18 protein-coding genes are annotated in these 16,388 nt (G+C 63.3%); 7 read left to right on the forward strand and 11 right to left on the reverse strand.

Features of this window, described 5'->3' with window-relative positions:
- Nucleotide 1 precedes the first annotated feature (1 nt).
- From rpe to ACFHWW_RS20355, 8 genes are read right to left on the reverse strand one after another with little or no spacing between them, the layout of a single operon-like run.
- Nucleotides 2-688, reverse strand: coding sequence for a ribulose-phosphate 3-epimerase (gene rpe / locus ACFHWW_RS20320; protein ID WP_379940427.1), 687 nt, complete (start codon nt 686-688; stop codon nt 2-4).
- Nucleotides 685-1,620 carry a CbbX protein gene (cbbX, locus tag ACFHWW_RS20325; RefSeq protein WP_275599653.1) on the reverse strand — a complete coding sequence of 312 codons (936 nt, stop codon included), beginning with the start codon at nt 1,618-1,620 and terminating at the stop codon, nt 685-687. The genes rpe and cbbX overlap by 4 nt, the downstream gene beginning before the upstream one ends.
- 11 nt (nt 1,621-1,631) lie before the next feature.
- A complete protein-coding gene (locus ACFHWW_RS20330; protein WP_018098053.1) occupies nt 1,632-2,021 on the reverse strand; it encodes a ribulose bisphosphate carboxylase small subunit in 390 nt (129 codons plus the stop codon).
- 57 nt (nt 2,022-2,078) lie between these two features.
- Nucleotides 2,079-3,539 (reverse strand): form I ribulose bisphosphate carboxylase large subunit, encoded by a 1,461-nt coding sequence (locus ACFHWW_RS20335; RefSeq protein ID WP_010975100.1) that lies wholly within the window; start codon nt 3,537-3,539, stop codon nt 2,079-2,081.
- A gap of 31 nt (nt 3,540-3,570) precedes the next feature.
- Complete coding sequence (gene fba, locus ACFHWW_RS20340; RefSeq protein WP_026168919.1) at nt 3,571-4,650, reverse strand: class II fructose-bisphosphate aldolase; 1,080 nt, start codon at nt 4,648-4,650, stop codon at nt 3,571-3,573.
- Nucleotides 4,651-4,652: 2 nt separating this feature from the next.
- The gene (gene tkt, locus ACFHWW_RS20345; protein ID WP_379940430.1) at nt 4,653-6,734 is read right to left on the reverse strand and encodes a transketolase; all 2,082 of its coding nucleotides are present in this window, start codon (nt 6,732-6,734) and stop codon (nt 4,653-4,655) included.
- 10 nt (nt 6,735-6,744) lie between these two features.
- Nucleotides 6,745-7,614 carry a phosphoribulokinase gene (locus ACFHWW_RS20350; protein WP_100672548.1) on the reverse strand — a complete coding sequence of 290 codons (870 nt, stop codon included), beginning with the start codon at nt 7,612-7,614 and terminating at the stop codon, nt 6,745-6,747.
- A 10-nt stretch (nt 7,615-7,624) separates the two neighbouring features.
- Nucleotides 7,625-8,674, reverse strand: coding sequence for a class 1 fructose-bisphosphatase (locus ACFHWW_RS20355; RefSeq protein ID WP_100672547.1), 1,050 nt, complete (start codon nt 8,672-8,674; stop codon nt 7,625-7,627).
- 101 nt (nt 8,675-8,775) lie between these two features.
- Between ACFHWW_RS20355 and ACFHWW_RS20360 the strand changes: the two genes are divergently transcribed.
- The 6 genes from ACFHWW_RS20360 to pqqE all read left to right on the forward strand — a co-directional run bounded on the left by ACFHWW_RS20360 (nt 8,776) and on the right by pqqE (nt 13,233).
- A complete protein-coding gene (locus tag ACFHWW_RS20360) occupies nt 8,776-9,717 on the forward strand; it encodes a LysR substrate-binding domain-containing protein (RefSeq protein ID WP_379940433.1) in 942 nt (313 codons plus the stop codon).
- A 283-nt stretch (nt 9,718-10,000) separates the two neighbouring features.
- Nucleotides 10,001-10,096 carry a pyrroloquinoline quinone precursor peptide PqqA gene (gene pqqA / locus ACFHWW_RS20365; protein ID WP_003528714.1) on the forward strand — a complete coding sequence of 32 codons (96 nt, stop codon included), beginning with the start codon at nt 10,001-10,003 and terminating at the stop codon, nt 10,094-10,096.
- 41 nt (nt 10,097-10,137) lie between these two features.
- On the forward strand, nt 10,138-11,049 hold the full coding sequence (pqqB, locus tag ACFHWW_RS20370) for a pyrroloquinoline quinone biosynthesis protein PqqB (protein WP_379940436.1): 912 nt from the start codon (nt 10,138-10,140) through the stop codon (nt 11,047-11,049).
- Nucleotides 11,046-11,816, forward strand: a complete 771-nt coding sequence (gene pqqC, locus ACFHWW_RS20375; RefSeq protein WP_379940438.1) for a pyrroloquinoline-quinone synthase PqqC — start codon at nt 11,046-11,048, stop codon at nt 11,814-11,816. The genes pqqB and pqqC overlap by 4 nt, the downstream gene beginning before the upstream one ends.
- On the forward strand, nt 11,813-12,109 hold the full coding sequence (gene pqqD, locus ACFHWW_RS20380) for a pyrroloquinoline quinone biosynthesis peptide chaperone PqqD (RefSeq protein WP_018098044.1): 297 nt from the start codon (nt 11,813-11,815) through the stop codon (nt 12,107-12,109). The genes pqqC and pqqD overlap by 4 nt, the downstream gene beginning before the upstream one ends.
- Nucleotides 12,106-13,233, forward strand: a complete 1,128-nt coding sequence (pqqE, locus tag ACFHWW_RS20385; protein ID WP_379940440.1) for a pyrroloquinoline quinone biosynthesis protein PqqE — start codon at nt 12,106-12,108, stop codon at nt 13,231-13,233. Before pqqD ends, pqqE begins: the two co-directional genes overlap by 4 nt.
- A 67-nt stretch (nt 13,234-13,300) precedes the next feature.
- Here pqqE and ACFHWW_RS20390 read toward each other — a convergent pair whose 3' ends face one another.
- The 3 genes from ACFHWW_RS20390 to ACFHWW_RS20400 all read right to left on the reverse strand — a co-directional run bounded on the left by ACFHWW_RS20390 (nt 13,301) and on the right by ACFHWW_RS20400 (nt 15,382).
- The gene (locus ACFHWW_RS20390) at nt 13,301-13,540 is read right to left on the reverse strand and encodes a 4-oxalocrotonate tautomerase family protein (protein ID WP_018098042.1); all 240 of its coding nucleotides are present in this window, start codon (nt 13,538-13,540) and stop codon (nt 13,301-13,303) included.
- Between the two features lie 53 nt (nt 13,541-13,593).
- Entirely contained in the window at nt 13,594-14,307 is a 714-nt protein-coding gene (locus ACFHWW_RS20395; RefSeq protein WP_379940442.1) for an SDR family NAD(P)-dependent oxidoreductase, read from the reverse strand.
- Between the two features lie 142 nt (nt 14,308-14,449).
- Nucleotides 14,450-15,382: a LysR family transcriptional regulator gene (locus ACFHWW_RS20400; protein WP_379940444.1), complete on the reverse strand. Its 933-nt coding sequence runs from the start codon at nt 15,380-15,382 to the stop codon at nt 14,450-14,452.
- Between the two features lie 197 nt (nt 15,383-15,579).
- On the opposite strand from ACFHWW_RS20400, the gene ACFHWW_RS20405 reads away from it, so the two are divergent.
- Nucleotides 15,580-16,254 (forward strand): type 1 glutamine amidotransferase domain-containing protein, encoded by a 675-nt coding sequence (locus ACFHWW_RS20405; RefSeq protein WP_379940446.1) that lies wholly within the window; start codon nt 15,580-15,582, stop codon nt 16,252-16,254.
- The last annotated feature ends 134 nt before the right edge of the window (nt 16,255-16,388 follow it).

Raw genomic sequence — 16,388 nt, forward strand, 5'->3', positions numbered from 1 at the left:
CTCACGCTGCCTTCCTGATGGCGCCATCGGAGGCGGCGCGGATGGCCGCGATGTTCCTGGCGTAGTGCTCCTCGCTGCCGCCTTTGAATACCGCCGAGCCGGCAACCAGCACATCGGCGCCTGCGGCGGCAACCAGCGATGCGGTCTCCGGCGTCACGCCGCCGTCGATCTCTATGTGGATCGGACGGCCGCCGATCATCGCCTTCACCCGCCGCACCTTGTCGGCCACGGCCGGAATGAAATCCTGGCCGCCGAAGCCCGGATTGACCGTCATCAGGAGGACGAGGTCCAGCCGGTCCAGCACATATTCGATGACGCTCTCCGGCGTGGAGGGATTGAGCGACACGCCCGCCTTGCAGCCGACGTCGCGGATGGCCTGCAGCGAGCGATCTAGATGCGTCGTCGCCTCCGCATGCACGGTGATGATGTCGCAGCCGGCACAGGCGAAGGCGCCGAGATAGGGCGTGGGCGGTGCGATCATCAGATGGCAGTCGAACACCTTGTCCGTGCGGTCCCGCAGCGCCTTGATGACCGGGGGACCGAAGGTGATGTTGGGCACGAAATGGCCGTCCATCACGTCGAGATGGATCCAGTCCGCACCGGCCCGGCACACGGCCTCGACCTCTTCGCCGAGCCGTGAGAAATCGGCCGACAGAACCGAAGGCGCTATGATGGTCTTCTCATTCATGGCGATGTCTCCGTATGACTGGGTTCGACTGTGGTGAACACCCGGCTCGCGGCGATGTCACGAGCCGTGATGGTCGACAGCTGTTCGGCATCGACCGGTCCGGCGCTTTCCTCGAAAAGGCGGTTCGCCTGCCGCAGCCGGGCCCGGTCGAGCGCGTTTCGGATGGAGCGCGCATTGGCGAAATGCGGTTGTCGCCGGCGGCGCGCGATGTAGTCGCTCATCACCGCAGACGCCTTGCTGTCGAAGCGGTACCCCTGCCGGCTGAGCATGCTCTCGGCGATCGATAGAAGCTCCCCGTTATCATAGTCGGGGAAGTCTATGTGATGGGCGATCCGGGATCGAAAGCCGGGGTTGCTCTCGAAAAACCGGTCCATGCGGTCGGCGTAGCCGGCGAGGATCACGACCAGGTCGTCACGATTGTTCTCCATCACCTGCAGCAGGATCTCGATTGCCTCCTGGCCGTAATCGCGTTCGTTGTCGGGACGGTAGAGGTAATAGGCCTCGTCGATGAAAAGCACGCCCCCCATTGCTTTCTTCAGGATCTCCTTGGTCTTGGGTGCGGTGTGGCCGATATATTGCCCGACCAGGTCGTCGCGCGTCACCGAGACCAGATGGCCCTTGCGGATATAGCCGAGCCTGTGCAGCAGGTTGGCCATGCGCAGCGCCACCGTGGTCTTGCCGGTGCCGGGATTGCCGGTGAAGCTCATATGCAGCGACGGCGGCTCATGGCTGAGGCCCATTGCACGGCGCGCCCGCTCGACGAGAAGCAGCGCCGCCGTCTCGCGGATACGCTGCTTCACGGGTTTCAAGCCCACGAGTTCCCGGTCCAGTTCGTCAAGGATCTCGGCGACGCCGGAGGCTTGGTATTCCTCAGCGAGGTCGACCGAAGTCGGCAGGCTTTCGGTGTTCGATGGAGCATCCGGCATCAGCATTGTCGCTCCTCCTATCGCTGCGTTTCCCACATATAATGCTGGCTGCGGCCGTTGCTCTCCGTCCGGGTCATTCTGAGGCTAGGCTCGTTTTCGGGGCGGTTGACGATGAACGACATTGTCACCGTCTCCAGGCCGCGGCTGGAATCGAAAGCGTTGAGGCGGATATAGTCCTGCGGGTGGGCCTTGCGGCAATCCTCGAGCTCCATCATCACGCCTTTGGCGTCCTTGAGGTCGAACATCGGATTGCCCCACATTTCCCAATAGGTGTTTCTGGGGTGCGGGTCGTCGGTATATTCGACGCCGATAGCCCAAGCCTTTCCGAGGCAATATTCCACCTGTGCCGTGATCTGCTCATCGGTCAGGTCCGGCAGGAACGAGAAGCATCCCTGGGTGATACGCATGTCGTCTCTCCTTCTCTTCTTGTCCGTCAGTTCGGGTCTGTCAGGCCCTCGTGTCTGTCAGGCAGCGGTTACGCTCGGCACGAAATCCGACGTATCGGTCGGGGTGTAGTTGAAGCTGATATTGCCCCAGATATCGAGGGCCGCTTCCAGCGGCTTGCACCACTTCGCCGCCGCCCGCAGGATCTCGGGACCTTCGTGGGCGATGTCGCGCCCCTCGTTGCGGGCAAGCACCATGGCTTCCAGGGCGACGCGATTGGCGGTGGCCCCTGCCTGGATGCCCATCGGATGACCGATCGTGCCGCCGCCGAATTGCAGTACGACATCGTCGCCGAAAAGATCGAGCAGCTGGTGCATCTGGCCGGCATGGATGCCGCCCGAGGCGACCGGCATGACCTTCTTGAGGTCCGCCCAGTCCTGCTCGAAGAACAGACCGCGCGGAAGGTCGACCTCGTTCTTCATTTCGCGGCAGACATTGTAGTAGCCCTGCACCGTCGGCGGGTCGCCCTCGAGCTTGCCGACGGCCGTGCCCGCATGCAGGTGGTCGACACCGGCGAGCCGCAGCCATTTGGCGATCACGCGGAAGGAGATGCCGTGGTTCTTCTGCCGCGTATAGGTGCCGTGACCGGCCCGGTGCATGTGCAGGATCATGTCGTTCTGCCGGCACCATTCCGATATGGACTGGATCGCAGTCCAGCCGACGATGAGATCGACCATGACGATGACCGAGCCGAGCTCCTTGGCGAATTCGGCTCGGCGGTACATTTCCTCCATCGTGCCGGCAGTGATGTTGAGATAGTGCCCCTTTACCTCCCCGGTGACGGCGGAAGCGTGGTTGACGGCCTCCATGCAGTAGAGATACCGGTCGCGCCAATGCATGAAGGGCTGCGAATTGATGTTCTCGTCGTCCTTCATGAAGTCGAGCCCGCCCTTCAGCCCCTCATAGACGACGCGGCCATAGTTCTTGCCCGACAGGCCGAGCTTCGGTTTGGTCGTGGCACCCAGCAGCGGCTTGCCGAACTTGTCGAGCCGTTCGCGCTCCACGACGATGCCGGTCGGCGGGCCCCTGAAGGTCTTCACATAGGCGACGGGCAGGCGCATGTCCTCGAGCCTTGCCGCCTTCAGCGGTTTGAACGAGAAGACGTTGCCGATGATCGATGCGGTCAGGTTCGCGATAGACCCCTCCTCGAAGAGGATGAGGTCGTAGGCGACATAGCAGAAATACTGCCCCGGCGTTCCCGGCACCGGATCGACCCGGTAGGCCTTGGCGCGGTATTGATCGCAGGCCGTCAGGCGATCGGTCCAGACGACTGTCCATGTGGCCGTCGAGCTTTCGCCGGCGACGGCGGCGGCCGCTTCGATCGGATCGACGCCGTCCTGCGGCGTGATGCGGAAGAGCGCGATCAGATCGGTGTCCTTCGGCTCGTAGTCTCCGTTCCAATAGCCCATCTGGGCGTATTTCAGCACGCCGGCCTTGTAACGTTCGCGGCCCTTGATCTCTGTCTTTGCGTCGGCGTTCATGGTTGGGGTCCTTTCCTCTGAATGGGTGCGATCAGGCGGCTTCCGACCGCGCAGGCTGGGGTTTCAGGGAGCCGCTTGCGTAGCGGCGGGCCATCTCCGACATCGGCACGACCTTGATGCGGGATGCGTTTCCGGCGGTGCCGAAGGCCTCGAAACGTGCCTTGCAGACCGACGACATGGCTTCCATGGCGGCTTTCAGGAATTTGCGGGGATCGAATTCGGTGCGGCTCGTGTCGGCGACGCGGCGAAAGGCGGCGGCTGCGGCAAGGCGCAGGTCGGTGTCGATATTGACTTTGCGCACGCCGAAGCGGATGCCACGGACGATCTCCTCGACGGGGACGCCGTAGGTCTCGCGCATCTGGCCGCCATGGGCGTTGAAAACGTCCTGCCATTCCTGCGGTACGGAGGAGGAGCCGTGCATGACGATATGGGTGTTCGGCAGCCGCTCATGGATCTTCTCGATCACGTCCATAGCGAGGACTTCGCCGGTCGGCTTGCGGGTAAACTTATAGGCCCCGTGCGAGGTGCCGATGGCGACGGCCAGCGCATCGACGCCGGTCTCGGCGACGAAGCGGGCGGCTTCGTCCGGATCGGTAAGCAGTTGCGAACGGTCGAGCGCGCCTTCGAAGCCGTGGCCGTCCTCGGCCTCGCCATGGCCGGTCTCGAGCGAACCGAGACAGCCGAGTTCGCCTTCGACCGAGGCGCCGACCATGTGCGCGAGGCGGCTCACCTCTGCCGTGATCGAGACGTTATAGTCGTAATCGGCAGGGGTCTTGGCATCCTCCTTCAGCGAGCCGTCCATCATCACCGAGGTGAAGCCGTGCTGGATCGCCGTGAGGCAGGTCGCGACATTGTTGCCGTGATCCTGGTGAATGCAGAGCGGAATGTCCGGATACATCTCTTCCAAAGCTTCCATCATCTTGGCGAGCATGACGTCGTTCGCGTAGGAGCGGGCACCACGGGAGACCTGGAGGATCACGGGAGCGTCGCAGGCGCGCGCCGCCTCCATGATCGCAAGCCCCTGCTCCATGTTGTTGATGTTGAATGCCGGCACGCCATAGCTGCGTTCGGCGGCGTGATCGAGCAATTGGCGAAGCGTGATGCGGGCCATTGTCATGCCTCCTCGGATGATCTGACGATGTGGGCGACCGGATTGCCGGTCCGGGCACCTGCTGGCGGCGTTTCCGGGTAAGCCCGGCGGAGAAGCTCCAGGGCTTCTGCGACGACATGGTCGGCGGTGATGCCGAAATGGCGGTAGAGGTCTCCGGCCGGTGCCGAGGCACCAAAGCCCGTCATGCCGACGAAGGCACTGTCGGGGCCCATCCAACGGTCCCAGCCGAGGCGGCCCGCCGCCTCGATGGCGATGCGCGGTGCATCTCCGAGGACCTGCCTGTGATAGGCCGCGTCCTGAGCCTCGAACTTCTCCCAGCACGGCATGGAGACCACCGCCGCTGCTATGCCTTCTTCGGCCTGCAGGCGCTCCGCCGCGGCTACGGCGATCTCGACTTCGGATCCCGTGGCAAGAAGCGTGACGTCCCGGTCGCCGCGCGCTTCCCTCAGGACATAGGCCCCGAGCGCCGACAGGTTCTCGTTCCCGTTTGTCCGGCGCAGCATCGGCAGGGCCTGCCGCGAAAGGGCGAGGACGCTCGGCGTGTTCTTCTCGCCAAGCGCGATCTCCCAGCATTCTGCCGTCTCGATGATGTCGGCCGGCCGGAAGACATTGAGGTTGGGCGTGGCGCGCAGCATGGCCAGATGCTCGACCGGCTGGTGCGTCGGTCCGTCTTCGCCGAGCCCGATGGAATCATGCGTCAGCACATAGATGACGGGCAGGCCCATCAGGGCCGAAAGGCGCATCGCACCGCGAGCATAGTCGGAAAAGACCAGGAAAGTGCCCCCATAGGGGATGAAGCCGCCATGGAGCGCGATGCCGTTCATGGCGGCCGCCATGCCGTGCTCGCGGATGCCGTAATGCAGGTAGCGGCCCTTGAAATTGCCCGACGAAATGGGCTGGGTCTGCGAGGTCAGCGTCAGGTTGGAGCCGGTCAGGTCCGCCGAGCCGCCGATCGTCAACGCGGTGGCGCCGTTGATGACTTCCAGAGCCATCTGCGAGGCCTGACGCGTCGCGACCTTCGTAGCCCTTGTACGATGCGCGTCCCGGAATCTTGCAAGCAGATCGCCGACCTCGCCGTCGAGCTGCCGCCCTATGGTCTGCTCGTAGCGCTTTTTCGAGCGCGAAGAGTCGAGGCGGATTTCCCAGGCCTCGCGGGCCGAGCGGCCCCGCGCCGCCACCTTTTCCCAGGCAGCCTTGATCTCAGATGGAACGAAGAAGGGCGGATGCGGCCAGGCGAGGTTTTCGCGTGTGGCAGCGATCTCCTTTTCGCCGAGCGCCGCGCCGTGGGTCTTGTGCGAGCCCTCCATGCTGGCGGCACCCTTGCCGATGCGGGTGCGGCAGGCGATCAGCGACGGCTTTCGGGTCCGGCGCGCCCGCTCGATCGCTTTTGCCACCGCGCCGGGGTCGTGGCCGTCGACGGCTTGCGCATCCCAGCCGGCGGCGCGGAAACGCGCAAGCTGGTTCATCGAGGTGGAGAGATCGGTGGAGCCGTCGATCGATATCCGGTTGTCGTCCCACAGCACGATGAGCTTGCGCAATTTCAAATGTCCGGCAAGGTCGATCGCCTCGTGGCTGATCCCCTCCTGCAGACAGCCGTCTCCGGCGACCACGTAGGTGAAGTGGTTGCAGAGCGCACTGCCGAAGCGGGCGGCCATCATCTGTTCGGCAATCGCCATGCCGACAGCGGTCGAGATCCCCTGGCCCAGCGGTCCGGTGGTGGTCTCGATACCGAGGGCATGGCCGTATTCGGGGTGGCCGGCCGTTTTCGAGCCGAGCTGGCGGAAGGATGAAAGCTCGGCCATCGGCATATCGGCGAAGCCGATGAGGTGATGGAGCGAATAGAGCAGCATCGAGCCATGGCCGGCCGAAAGCACGAAACGGTCGCGGTCCGGCCAGTTGGGGCGTGACGGATCGATCCTGATGAAGCGGTTGAAGAGGACCGTCACCGCGTCGGCCATTCCCATCGGCATGCCGGGGTGGCCGGAGTTGGCCTTCTCGACGGCGTCCATGGAAAGAAACCGGATGGCATCGGCCATGCTGCGCTCCGAGGCGGCGCGGGGTCCGATCTGCTGCGAAACATTCATGATGTCCTCCTCACGACATGCGGTGCTTGCGCTCGAGCAGCTTGTGGATGAGCGGGGTGAAGATCAGCTGCATGGCGAGATCGAGCTTGTCGCCCGGCACCACGATGGAATTGGCGCGCGACATGTAGCTGTTGTGCAGCATCGACAGCAGGTAGGGGAAATCGATGCTTTGCGGCTTGGCGAAGCGGATGACCAGGATGGATTCGGCCGGCGTCGGTATCCAGCGGGCGATGAAGGGATTGGACGTGTCGACGATCGGCACGCGCTGGAAATTGATGTCCGTCAGGGAGAACTGCGGGCAGATATAGTTCACATAGTCGGGCATGCGCCGCAGGATGGTGTCGGTCACGGCCTCGGTGGAGTAGCCGCGGGTCGCCTTGTCGCGATGGATCTTCTGGATCCATTCGAGATTGATGACGGGCACGACACCGATCTTCAGGTCGCAATGCTGGGCGAGATTGACCGTGTCGGTGACGGCGCAGCCATGCAGCCCCTCGTAGAAGAGAAGATCGCTGTCGCGGAATTCTTCCCAGTCGGTGAATGTGCCTGGGTCCGAGCCGAATTTCGCGGCCTCGGCCTCGTCGTGCACGTAGTGACGGGTGCGCCCGACCCCGCGCCGGCCATATTCGGCAAAGACGCTTTCGAGGATCTCCAGTTCGTTCGCCTCTGCGGAGAAATGCGTGAAGTCGACGCCTCGGGCTTTCTCCTCCGCGATCTTGCTGCGCATGGTTTCCCGGTCGAAGCGATGAAAGGCATCGCCTTCGATGAAGGACGCCGAGATGTTCTCGCGCTTGAATATCTTCTCGAAAGTGTCCTTGACGGTCGTGGTGCCGGCGCCGGACGAACCTGTGATGGAGATGATGGGGTATTTGGCCGACATATTTTTCTCCTCAGGCCCGGAACAGACCGCGCTTGCCGAAGAGCGGAGCGCGTTCGCCAATCATGTTCGGGTCGACGTGATAGCGGGTGATGCGCGCCACCTCGCGGCGCGAGCCGAAAACCAGAGGCACGCGCTGGTGCAGATTTTCCGGAACGAGATCGAGAATGCGGTCGATGGACGTGGTGGCCGCGCCGCCGGCATTCTCGATGATGAAGGCGATGGGGTTCGCCTCGTAGACCAGCCGCAGCCGGCCCTGGCTATATCCCTTCCGGCCGTCGGCGGGATAGAGAAAGATCCCGCCACGGATGAGGATGCGATAGGTTTCCGCGACGAGCGAGGCGATCCAGCGCATATTGAAATCCCGCTCGCGGGGCCCCTCGGAGCCTGCCAGGCAGTCGTCGACATAGAGCCGGATGGCTTCTTCCCAGTGCCGGTAGTTCGACATGTTGATGGCAAATTCGTGCGCGCGCTCCGGGATGCTGGCCGACTTGCAGGCCTCGACGAAACATCCGAGCCTGCTGGAGAAGACGAAGATCTCCGTCCCCTTGCCGAGCGACAGCACCAGAGCGGTCTGCGGCCCGTAGATGAAGAAGCCCGCCGCCAGTTGCCGGTTTCCAGGTTGCAGGAAGGACTGGGAGGGGTCCACGTCCGGCCCCTTGGCGGCGGGAAGCACCGAGAAGATCGTGCCGATGGAAACGTTGTTATCGATGTTCGAAGAGCCGTCGAGCGGGTCGATGGCAACCGCGAGGCGCGCAGCCGGGTCGAGCAGAACGGGATTTTCCAGTTCTTCCGAGGCGTAGCATGCGACGGGGGCGCCTTGCAGCGACGACAGGAACTGGTCGTCGCAGAGGATGTCGAGGTCCTTCTGCAGATCGCCATCCGTGTTGCTGCTGCCGTGGGTGCCGTTGAAAGCGGTGCCGAGCGCTCCCTGGCCGACGAGCTTGCGGATGTCGAGAGCGGCCTTCGCCAGCCTCTGGATCACGGCGGCCACGTCCCGCGTAAGGTCGTCGCCGCGGGCCGTGCATGAAGCGAGGTATGCTTCGAGAGTTGCGCCTGACATGATGTCTCCTCCGCACGCTGTCGAGGGAAGGATGGCGTAAAAGGGGAGTTTGTAAAATTTATTCATTTGACTTCATAAGTTAAATTTACTTACTTTGATCCATGCGCAACGTGACCTTTCGCCAGCTCCGCACCGTCGAAGCCGTTTGCCGGTTGGGCAAGATCAACCTCGCCGCCGAAGCCTTGGGACTGACCGGGCCGGCGCTCACCCTGCAGATCCAGCATCTGGAACGGGATGCGGGCATTGCGCTCTTCGACCGCACGCGCGGCGGCATGGTGCCGACGGCTTACGGCCTTGCCTTTCTCGAAGCGGCGCGGGCGATCGAGGACAGCCTCATTGCCCTCGAGGACTCGATAGATGCCATCAAGGGGCTCAGAACCGGACGGTTGCGCCTCGGAGTCGTGTCGACCGGGAAATATTTCGCGCCGCAGCTCATTGCCGCCTTTCGCGATCAGGTTCCTGCCGTGGAGATAAATCTCTTCATCGGCAACCGCGCCGAGATCATCGCCAAGCTGCGGGACCACGAGATCGACATCGCTCTGATGGGGCGGCCGCCGCGCGATTTCGAGGTGCGGGCGCAGGTGTTCGGCGATCATCCACTGGTCTTCATCGCCCCCGCCGGTCACCCGCTCGCGGGCGTGCTGGAGATTTCACGGGAGCGGATCGCCCAGGAACAGTTCCTGGTGCGCGAAAAAGGATCGGGAACGCGTATCTCCCTCGAGATCTTCCTGAGCGACACGCCGCACGAGCTCGAGGAGCTCGGCACCGAGATCGCCTCGAACGAGACGATCAAGCAGGCCGTAATCGCCGGTCTCGGAATCGCCTTCATCTCGGCCCATACGATAGAACAGGAGGTAAAGCTCGGCAGGCTCGTGATCCTCGACGTGGTCGACACGCCGATCCGCCGGCAGTGGTTTACCGTGTCGCGCCTGGACCGTGCCGCCACCCCGGCCATGCAGGCTTTCGAGCGGTTCGTGCTGGCGTCCGGAGCGCGCTATCTGCCTGTGGTCGGCAAGCCTTATCCAGCCAACGCATTCGGCTAGAGGTGAGCTTCATGTGGGCGGAAGTCGGCGGCGACCGACACCTAGGTCGTAATTGTGGGGCACCACATCGCTTGCTACCATGCGCCCCAAGAGGAGACTTTACGATGCCTAAAAGCCCGGCTACGGCGCCGCCGGGCTCTGCCGGAGCAGCGACTGCCGTTCCGGCCCTTGACCCGGGCAGCGACTGCTATAGGTCCTGCCTGGTTTCATGCCCGCCCCGACCGCAAGGGCGCCTGCCGGAACGGGAGCGAGCACAACGACCCCACGGGCGAATGGAGGAAGTATGGCCTGGCATAAACCGAAATTCATCGAAGTCAGCTGCGCTATGGAAATCACCCGCTATGCTCCTGCGGACGGGGATGAACCGATCCTCTTCTGAAGGCCAGCTTGACGAGGATCGGTAAGGCATCAGGTATCCCGGTGAACAAAACGTCCGATCTTCGCATCATCGTCTTGGGGGCCGCCGCCGGCGGCGGTCTCCCGCAATGGAATTGCGGCTGTCGCAACTGCGCGATGGCGCGCGATCCGGCCTCCGGCCTCAGACCGCAAACGCAGTCGTCGCTCGCGGTGAGTCTCGACGGTGAGAGCTGGGCCGTCTTCAACGCCTCCCCCGACATCCGCCAGCAGGTTCAAATCAATCGGCCGCTTCAGCCGCGCCGCCTTCGTCACAGCCCCATCGAGAGCGTGGTGCTGACGAATGGCGACATCGACCATCTGGCAGGACTTCTCGTCTTGCGGGAGAAGCAGGCATTCACCCTGTTTTCGACCGGCGCGGTCGGCCGGATCGTCGCCGACAACCCGGTCTTCCAGGTCCTCGATCCGGAACTGGTTTCAAGAGAAACCATTGAAATCGATGAGGCGTTCTCTCCGCTGTCGGGCCTCGATGCACGGCTCTTCGCCGTTCCGGGCAAGGTGCCGCTCTTTCTGGAGGACGGCGAGCCCGATCTGGGTATCGAGGGCGAGCACACGGTCGGTGTCGAACTGAAGGCCGGCGACAGGCGGGTCTATTATGTTCCGGGCTGCGCCGTGATGACGGATAGTCTCGCCGCGCGCCTGCGCGATGCCGATGCCGTCTTCTTCGACGGCACGCTCTTTTCCGATGACGAGATGATCCTGACCGGGACCGGCCGCAAGACAGGCCGTCGCATGGGCCACATGCCGATCGACGGGGAGGGCGGCAGTCTCGAGGCGCTCGATCTCTTGAACATCCGCAGAAAGATCTATGTCCATATCAACAACACCAACCCGATCTGGCGGGCCGGCACCGAGCGCGAGCGCGTCGAGGCCCGCGGTTTCGAGATCGGCTATGACGGCATGGAGGTCCGGCTGTGACGACGGCAACTGACAGACAAGCTTTCCATGCCCGCCTGCTGGAGATCGGCAAGGAGCGCTATCATGACAAGCATCCGTTTCATGCCATGCTCCATGGCGGCGGCTGCACGACGACGCAGGTCCGCGCCTGGGTGATCAACCGCTATTATTACCAGAGCCGCATCCCCATGAAGGATGCGGCCTTTCTGTCGCGTTGCGACGACCCGGATATGCGCCGGGCCTGGCGCTCCCGCATCGAAGATCACGACGGCGGCCTCGAAGAGGGCGGCGGCATCCGGCGCTGGCTGCGTCTGGCCGAGGCCGTCGGACTCGATCCAGCCTATGTCGGCTCGGCAAGGGGCGTTCTGCCGTCGACCCGGTTTGCCGTGGACGCCTATGTTTCCTTCGTGCGTGAGAAGCCGCTCCTCGAGGCGGTGGCCTCCTCGTTGACGGAGCTTTTTGCGCCGAAGATCCACTCGGAGCGCATTGCCGGGCTGCTGGAGCACTACGCCTTCGCCGATGACGCGGCGCTCGCCTACTTCCGCCAGAGGCTGGCGGAGGCGCCCCGGGATGTCGAGTTCGGCCTTGCTTATGTCCTCGACCATGCCGACACGCGGGAAAAGCAGGACGCTGCCGCTCAGGCTCTCACCTTCAAGACGGATGTTCTTTGGGCCCAGCTCGATGCACTTTATTCGGCCTATGTCACGCCGGGGCGCATTCCGCCGGGTGCCTGGGACGGCCGGGAGGGGGTGATCCGCGAGCCGAGAGCACGGGAGGCGGCGGAATGACGGCCGACGCGCCCGAGATTTCAGGGTCGAGCGTCGTCAAGCTGGCACGAGGGGTCCGGCTGCATGAGGATCCGGTCCGCGGCCAGACTGTGCTTCTGGCTCCGGAGCGTGCCATGGCCGTGGACGACATCGCCGTCGCCATCGTACAGGCTCTCGATGGCGAACGGAACCTTGACCGGATCGCCGCCGACTTTGCCGAGAAGTTCGACGCCCCGGTCGAAGAGATCGCGGAGGATGTCAGGACTTTCGTCCAGGAGCTCTCGGTCCGCCGCATGCTGGAGATCGTCCAATGAGCGACACCATCGCCCGACCAGCCGACATTGTGCGCGCCATCCCGCGTGTTCCTCCACCGATGGCCATGCTGGCCGAACTGACGCATCGCTGCCCGCTCGCCTGTCCCTATTGCTCCAACCCTATCGCCCTGACGCAAGCCAAGGAAGAACTGTCGACCGAGGAATGGACAGGCGTCTTCGCGCAAGCCGCCGATCTCGGCGTTCTGCATCTGCACCTGTCCGGCGGGGAGCCTGCCGCGCGCCGGGACCTCGTCGAATTGACGCAGGCGGCGAGTTCGCTGGGCCTTTACACCAACCTGATCACCTCGGGCGTGGGACTGACGGAGGCGAGGATGAACAGTCTCGCCGAGGTGGGGCTCGACCATATCCAGCTTTCCATCCAGGGCGTTTCTCCCGAAAGCGCCGATCGGATCGGCGGGTACAAAGGCGGCTATGAACGGAAAATGGCGGTTGCAGGCTGGGCGGCCGATGCCGCTATACCGCTGACGCTGAACGCCGTCTGCCACAGGCAGAACATGGGCGAGATCGATGAGATGATCGAGCTGGCGATCCGGCTGAAGGCGCGACGCATCGAAGTCGCCACGGTGCAGTTCCACGGCTGGGCCGAGCGCAACAAAGAGGTTCTCATGCCAACCCGCGAGCAGGTCGAGCGCGCTACGCGAACCGTCGCCGAAGCACGCGAGAAGTATCAAGGCATATTGGTGATCGACTATGTGCCCGCCGATTATTATTCGAAGTATCCAAAGGCCTGCATGGGCGGCTGGGGCCGGGTCGGCTTGAACGTCACGCCGTCGGGGCGGGTGCTTCCATGCCATGCCGCGGAAACCATTCCGAGCCTCTCCTTCGAGAACGTGCGCGAAAAATCACTTTCCAGCATCTGGTACGAGAGCAATGCGTTCAATGCCTATCGCGGCGAGGACTGGATGCCGGAGCTCTGTCGGAGCTGCGAGCGCAAGAAGGTGGATTTCGGTGGGTGCCGCTGCCAGGCGATGGCGCTTGCCGGCGACGCGAGCGCAACGGACCCGGTTTGCACCCGGTCTCCGCTTCGCGATCGCCTGACGCTTGAAGTCGAACAGCTTTCGGCGCCGCCGGTCGTCGCCATGAATTATCGCGGCCGGGCATGACCGTTAAATGTGTCGGCACGCTTCTAAAGTGAAGCGTGCCACGAGCGGCGGGGCAGATGAGCCGGTTTCAGAATTGTGCCGCCTCCGCGCGCTGCCGGCGGTATTGCACCGTCGGGAGGCCACCCCAGCCCCAGTTATCGAGATCGACTTCCTCGATAACCACATAGGTGGATTCAAGCGGTTTGTTCAGGACATCGAGCAGCACTTCGCTGACGCCCCTGATGATCGCGGCCTTTTCCTCGGCGGTGACCGAGTTGCGGCCGGGTGCGCTTCCCTCGCGGGTAACCTGTACGGTGACGATAGGCATTGCAGTCTCCTTTGCGGATCTGGTTCGTGTGTCGTCGCAGGGCGATATGCCGTTTACCAGCGTCCCGCGTTCTGACCGCCGTCGACATGAAGGATCTCGCCGGTGATGAATCCCGCATTTTCGAGATAGAGGACGGCATCCACGACGTCGCGAATTTCGCCCATCCGGCCGACCGGGTGCAGGCCGGCGAGCGTCGAATGCGTCTCAGCCGGATGCATCGAGGTCTTGATTACTCCTGGGGAGACCGCGTTGACGCGGACGCCGCTCCTGGAAAACTCCATCGCCAGCGATCGGGTCACCGCGTTCAGGCCACCTTTGGTGAGCGACGCGAGTGCGGAGGGCATGCCGACCATCGGCTGATCGACCAGGCTGGTGGTGATGCTGACAATATGGCCCGAACTCTGCTTCAGCATTTCCGCTGCGGCACGCTGGGTGATGTGGAAGAAGCCGGCGACATTCACCCCGAGATTGTGGTCGTAATCCTCCTGGGTCATTTCGACGAACGGCTTGGCGAGGAAAACGCCGGCATTGTTCACCAGAGAGTCGATGCGGCCGAAGCGCTCGATCCCCTCGCGCACGATCCGGTCGGCGGTCTCCGGCTTGCTGATGTCGCCGCCGACGGTATGGATCTCCGGATCGGCGCTCGGCTTGATGGACCGGGAGGTCGCGACGACGCGGTAGTTCCGGTCACGATAGGCGCGAACCAGTCCGGCGCCGATGCCTTGCGAGGCGCCGGTGATGACGACGACTTTCTGTTCGTTACGCATTGATGTGATCCTTTCTCGATCGCAGCGGCCGCTTCCTGCGTCCGCCCTCCGCCCTCGGCGTTGGTGCGATCGAAATTAGATCGGTGCGATCTTTGGGAGAATTGCCGGCACTTGACAGACACTCGACCGGATTCCGGCATAATCAGGTAAGCGTGCCCGCCTCCGCTGCCATGCGCGCAAATTCGGAGCGCAGACGCGGCGCCGCAAAGTCGACAAAGGCGCGGACCTTGGGTACCGACATTCGGCCCTGCGGTGCGAGCAAATGCGCCGGCAGGGGCGGATGCTCGGCATCGGAGAGCACGATCTCCAGGCGCCCGTCCTTCACATATTCCGCGACGTGATAGGAATAAAGCCTCGTCAGGCCGCGCCCGGCAGCCGCCGAAGCGGCGGCAGCGCGCACGCTGTTGACGATGCACCTGGGCTTAAACTGGATCGTCCTGGGGAGGGATGAGCCCTTCGCCGGTGTGAAGCTCCAGGATTCCAGACCGAAGTTGGTGAAGGCCAGTATCTGGTGCTTGGCGAGATCGGCCGGTTCTTCGATGCGGGGGTGATTGGCGAGGTACCGAGGCGAAGCGACCACGACGCGCCGCACATCGCCGCCGAGCCGGGTGGAGATGAGCGACGAGTCTGCCAGTTGGCCGATGCGCAGCGCAATGTCGACGCCTTCGTCCACCAGGTTGACGAAGCGATCGAGGAGAAGAAGCCGGACAGAAACGGTCGGGTAGAGATCGAGAAAATCATCCAGGATGGGGCGAAGTATTTCCTCCCCGAGGATTGGCGGCGACGAAATCGTCAACACCCCACGGGGTGCGGAGCGCTCGCCTCCTGCGAGCATGTCGGCTTCCTCCAGGTCGGTTAGTACCCTTCGGCAGGCAGCCGCATAGCGTTGGCCTGCTTCACTCAGTTTGAGGGTGCGGGTGGTTCGATGCAGAAGCTCGACGCCGACATGCGCTTCGAGGAAGCTCAAGGCGCGACTCACCGCTGTGGGCGAGCGCTTCAGCCGGCGGGCCGCCCCGGCGAGGCTGCCTTCGTCGATCGCGGCGACGAAAACTTTCATTGCATCGATGCGGTCCATTATTCTGCCGTTCCCCGGTACAGTGACTGCCACATAGCGAGTATTCACCCGAAGACGGCAATACGCAAATGATGGTGGCAGGGCTGTACTGGCCGGCGGTCCGCGAGAGCCTCGCCAACATACGGTCACGGCTCGAGAATAGGCTGCGTATCCGCGCGATCCTGCGCTTGGAAGCGCTTCAACGAAGGAGAATGACCATGAAGATCCTGATGGTTCTGACTTCGCATGACCGGCTCGGCAATACAGGCAAGCCGACCGGCTTCTGGCTTGAGGAGTTTGCTGCGCCCTATTACGTGTTCAAGGACGCCGGGGCGGAGGTCACGATCGCGTCGCCCAAGGGCGGTCAGCCGCCGATCGATCCCAAGAGCGATGAGCCAGCCAGCCGGACTGCAGCGATGGAGCGCTTCAAGGACGATCCCGCAGCCACGGAAGCATTGGCAAATACTCGGAAGCTCGGTGAAGTCAACCAGGAGGACTACGACGCGGTGTTCTATCCGGGCGGACACGGTCCGATGTGGGACCTCGTCAATGACAGGAATTCCATCGCTCTTATCGAAGGCTTCTACGACGCGGGCAAGCCGGTCGCCGCCGTCTGCCACGGCCCGGCCGTCCTGACGCAGGTCACGCATCGCGGCGAGCCCATCGTCAAGGGAAGGCGCGTCACGGGCTTCACCAATTCCGAAGAGGAGGCCGTTCAACTGACCGATGTCGTGCCCTTCCTGGTCGAAGACGAATTGAAGCGCCTCGGCGGGCGCTACGAAAAGGCCGAGGATTGGGCCGACTTCACGGTTGTGGACGGCAGGCTGGTCACCGGCCAGAACCCGTCGTCGTCCACATCCGCCGCCAGAGAACTGCTGAAGCTTCTACAGTAGTCATCCTTGCCGGCTGGCATGATGCTGCAGAAGGCCCGTGAGGCTTTCTGCACTTTGATACAGATCCCCTCGTTACGAGACACAATCGGGATACCTCGCTCTGGTCCCATGCTCCGCGTGTCAAGCGCGACCGC

The sequence above is a fragment of the Sinorhizobium sp. P24N7 genome, from assembly GCF_042436655.1.
Taxonomy (GTDB): Bacteria; Pseudomonadota; Alphaproteobacteria; order Rhizobiales; family Rhizobiaceae; genus Sinorhizobium; species Sinorhizobium meliloti_A.

What these genes read in the sequence shown, in the direction of transcription:
- ACFHWW_RS20395 (WP_379940442.1), bottom strand. Translation starts at nt 14,307, where the DNA reads ATGCGTAACGAACAGAAAGTCGTCGTCATCACCGGCGCCTCGCAAGGC.
- pqqD (WP_018098044.1), top strand. Translation starts at nt 11,813, where the DNA reads ATGACGGCCGACGCGCCCGAGATTTCAGGGTCGAGCGTCGTCAAGCTG.
- ACFHWW_RS20335 (WP_010975100.1), bottom strand. Translation starts at nt 3,539, where the DNA reads ATGAACGCCGACGCAAAGACAGAGATCAAGGGCCGCGAACGTTACAAG.
- pqqA (WP_003528714.1), top strand. Translation starts at nt 10,001, where the DNA reads ATGGCCTGGCATAAACCGAAATTCATCGAAGTCAGCTGCGCTATGGAA.
- rpe (WP_379940427.1), bottom strand. Translation starts at nt 688, where the DNA reads ATGAATGAGAAGACCATCATAGCGCCTTCGGTTCTGTCGGCCGATTTC.
- fba (WP_026168919.1), bottom strand. Translation starts at nt 4,650, where the DNA reads ATGGCCCGCATCACGCTTCGCCAATTGCTCGATCACGCCGCCGAACGC.
- ACFHWW_RS20405 (WP_379940446.1), top strand. Translation starts at nt 15,580, where the DNA reads ATGAAGATCCTGATGGTTCTGACTTCGCATGACCGGCTCGGCAATACA.
- pqqE (WP_379940440.1), top strand. Translation starts at nt 12,106, where the DNA reads ATGAGCGACACCATCGCCCGACCAGCCGACATTGTGCGCGCCATCCCG.
- ACFHWW_RS20400 (WP_379940444.1), bottom strand. Translation starts at nt 15,382, where the DNA reads ATGGACCGCATCGATGCAATGAAAGTTTTCGTCGCCGCGATCGACGAA.
- ACFHWW_RS20355 (WP_100672547.1), bottom strand. Translation starts at nt 8,674, where the DNA reads ATGTCAGGCGCAACTCTCGAAGCATACCTCGCTTCATGCACGGCCCGC.
- ACFHWW_RS20360 (WP_379940433.1), top strand. Translation starts at nt 8,776, where the DNA reads ATGCGCAACGTGACCTTTCGCCAGCTCCGCACCGTCGAAGCCGTTTGC.
- ACFHWW_RS20350 (WP_100672548.1), bottom strand. Translation starts at nt 7,614, where the DNA reads ATGTCGGCCAAATACCCCATCATCTCCATCACAGGTTCGTCCGGCGCC.
- ACFHWW_RS20330 (WP_018098053.1), bottom strand. Translation starts at nt 2,021, where the DNA reads ATGCGTATCACCCAGGGATGCTTCTCGTTCCTGCCGGACCTGACCGAT.
- tkt (WP_379940430.1), bottom strand. Translation starts at nt 6,734, where the DNA reads ATGAATGTTTCGCAGCAGATCGGACCCCGCGCCGCCTCGGAGCGCAGC.
- ACFHWW_RS20390 (WP_018098042.1), bottom strand. Translation starts at nt 13,540, where the DNA reads ATGCCTATCGTCACCGTACAGGTTACCCGCGAGGGAAGCGCACCCGGC.
- cbbX (WP_275599653.1), bottom strand. Translation starts at nt 1,620, where the DNA reads ATGCTGATGCCGGATGCTCCATCGAACACCGAAAGCCTGCCGACTTCG.